At 37.3% G+C, this 2,225-nt stretch carries 2 protein-coding genes and 1 pseudogene; all 3 read left to right on the plus strand.

What is annotated here, in order from left to right:
• Positions 1-46: 46 nt before the first annotated feature.
• The 3 genes and pseudogenes from AAAT93_RS00030 (at position 47) to AAAT93_RS00045 (ending at position 2,153) form a co-directional block, all read left to right on the plus strand.
• Complete coding sequence (locus AAAT93_RS00030; RefSeq protein ID WP_118375750.1) at positions 47-796, plus strand: hypothetical protein; 750 nt, start codon at positions 47-49, stop codon at positions 794-796.
• 277 nt (positions 797-1,073) lie between these two features.
• Positions 1,074-1,367 (plus strand): annotated as a pseudogene (locus AAAT93_RS00040) (DUF3879 family protein); the annotation flags it as partial.
• Positions 1,368-1,607: 240 nt separating this feature from the next.
• Complete coding sequence (locus tag AAAT93_RS00045; RefSeq protein ID WP_227573523.1) at positions 1,608-2,153, plus strand: RNA polymerase sigma factor; 546 nt, start codon at positions 1,608-1,610, stop codon at positions 2,151-2,153.
• Positions 2,154-2,225 lie beyond the last annotated feature (72 nt).

The raw sequence follows: 2,225 nt of genomic DNA on the forward strand, positions 1-2,225 counted from the left end.
ATATAATAGAAATTATTTTAAGTTTCAATAACAGGGAGGTAGGATTATGGCAATTACAGGTATCAATAACAGCAGTTACACATCGTATTATGCTTCAAATTATAAGAATACTGTAAAAAAAACAGATAGTGAAAAGGATAGTACAAATACAAAAGATGGCAACGTGACAACAAGTACAGTTGAATTAAAAACATCACGTCCCGGTGTGACAAAAACAGAGCAGATTAAGACAGGGTATAGTAATGTAAATGATTATTCAAAATACTTGCAAGGAAAATACCATTATATGAATATAGGGCTGACTTCAATGCAGGGTATTCCGACAACGGTATCTGTTTCAAGTGCATTTTTACAAAAGTGCATGAATGATCCGGAAAAAGCAAAGTATTTGGAGGAAAACTTAGCAGCCATTCCGGATTGTACAAAAGATACGATTAATGGATGTTTGGGCACTGTGACAAATCAGAGTTATATGATTGATGCAAACGGAAATATTATAGAGACAGCATCTTGTACAAATGATCCAGATGGGAAAATAGCGAAAGAGAATGCTGAACGAAAAGCAAAAGAGAACAGAGAAAAAGAGGAAAAAGTAAAAGAGAAAAGAGCTGCTAAAAAAGCAGAGGAAGAAAAAGCTGCAAAGAAACGTGCAGAAAAATCGGCAGAAAGAAAGGAAACGGGTGATTATACCTTATCCGTAACTGGTACTGATGTAAAAAGTATGACACAAAGCCTTGTAGCAGGATCTGTGAGTATTTCTGTACCTGATAGATCAAGTTTTGATATTAAGGCATAAGAAGGTTCGGTAAAAGGAAAATATCAAATCGGTACTTTGGTTGGAACTGCGATTTTGGCTAAAAGATTGTGAATTGCCAATATAATCAATAGTTTCTTCTATGAAAAGATAAGATGACAGGGTGGAAGGCTATGGAGAGCTGACCGCCCTGTTTTTATCCAGAAAAATGCAGAAATAATCAAGAGAAAATCAAAATCTTTCTGCTATTCTGTTTCATGGGTTTTATATGTACGAAGATAGGCTTCTACAAGTGCAAGAATGGTGGTTATCTGATCGCTTGTACATTCTGAAGGATAAACCAACAGTCTTTGGTAATCCAGATTATCAAATGAATAGCAGTTCTGTACAGAAACAATTAAAAGCAGCAGGGATCGACACAAACAGTAAAAAGTATAAAGCAGTACTGAGTGAGATGATGAAAAATGGAAACGGTGCAATGTTTACAAATGTTCAGGCAATTAAGAACCTGATGAGCCAGTATGACAAAAATGGAGACTGGATTGATCCGAATACCGGATTAACAGGACTTGCTGTAACGGATGAGAACAGAAACAGTTATAAACATATCATTTGAGGCGGTTTTTAATGCGAAAGCCTAATGAAAGAATGGAGGTATTATAAAATGTCTAGTGTGAACAATTATATGAATGGCATCTATGACAATAACATATCCTGTAGGAGTTGCATGTTCTGCGATTATGTATTTTATAATAAAGCAAAATGGTAATTTTTTGAAAAAAGTTTCGGATTAGATGTAGTGTTTGCCGCTGAAACCGTAGTATATGAGTGAAGCCGGTAAGGAGGCGGTGTGATGATAGACGATGAAAAAATCATAGAAATGTTTTTTGAGCGTTCGGAACAGGGCATACGGGAACTGGACATAAAATATGGAAAAGCCTGTCACAATCTTTCCTACCATATAGTAGGGAGCAGACAGGACGCGGAGGAATGTGTAAACGACGCTTATTTAGGTGCATGGAACGCCATTCCCCCAGCACGACCTAACCCATTGTTGTCGTATCTTTTGAAAATCGTTCGGAATATTTCGCTCAAAATCTATTGGAGAAAGGAAGCAGCCAAACGAAGCAGTCATTACACGATTGCTTTGGAGGAAATTGAAGCCTGTATTGCAGACCAGAAAAACATTGAAGAAGAAATCGAGGTCAGAGAGTTAGCCTGTATCATTGAGTCTTTTTTAGACACGCTGACTATCGAAAACCGCGTTATCTTTATGCGCCGCTATTGGTTTTCCGACAGCTACAAGGACATAGCCGAGTTTGTAGGGCTTTCAGAAAAAAATATTTCTGTCCGGCTGACCCGTATCCGCGAGAAAATGAAGCAATACTTGATTGGATAGTGTCAAGTAAGCTATGAAAAACGAGCCGAAGAAAAATAGGCTCAAATGAACCTTGAAAATTGCAGATATTTA

This window comes from Coprococcus hominis (ex Arizal et al. 2022), assembly GCF_040094675.1.
Lineage (GTDB): Bacteria > Bacillota > Clostridia > Lachnospirales > Lachnospiraceae > Coprococcus_C > Coprococcus_C hominis.

Excerpts from the sequence above, each read along its gene's own strand:
- AAAT93_RS00030 (WP_118375750.1), top strand. The coding sequence starts at position 47 with ATGGCAATTACAGGTATCAATAACAGCAGTTACACATCGTATTATGCT.
- AAAT93_RS00045 (WP_227573523.1), top strand. The coding sequence starts at position 1,608 with ATGATAGACGATGAAAAAATCATAGAAATGTTTTTTGAGCGTTCGGAA.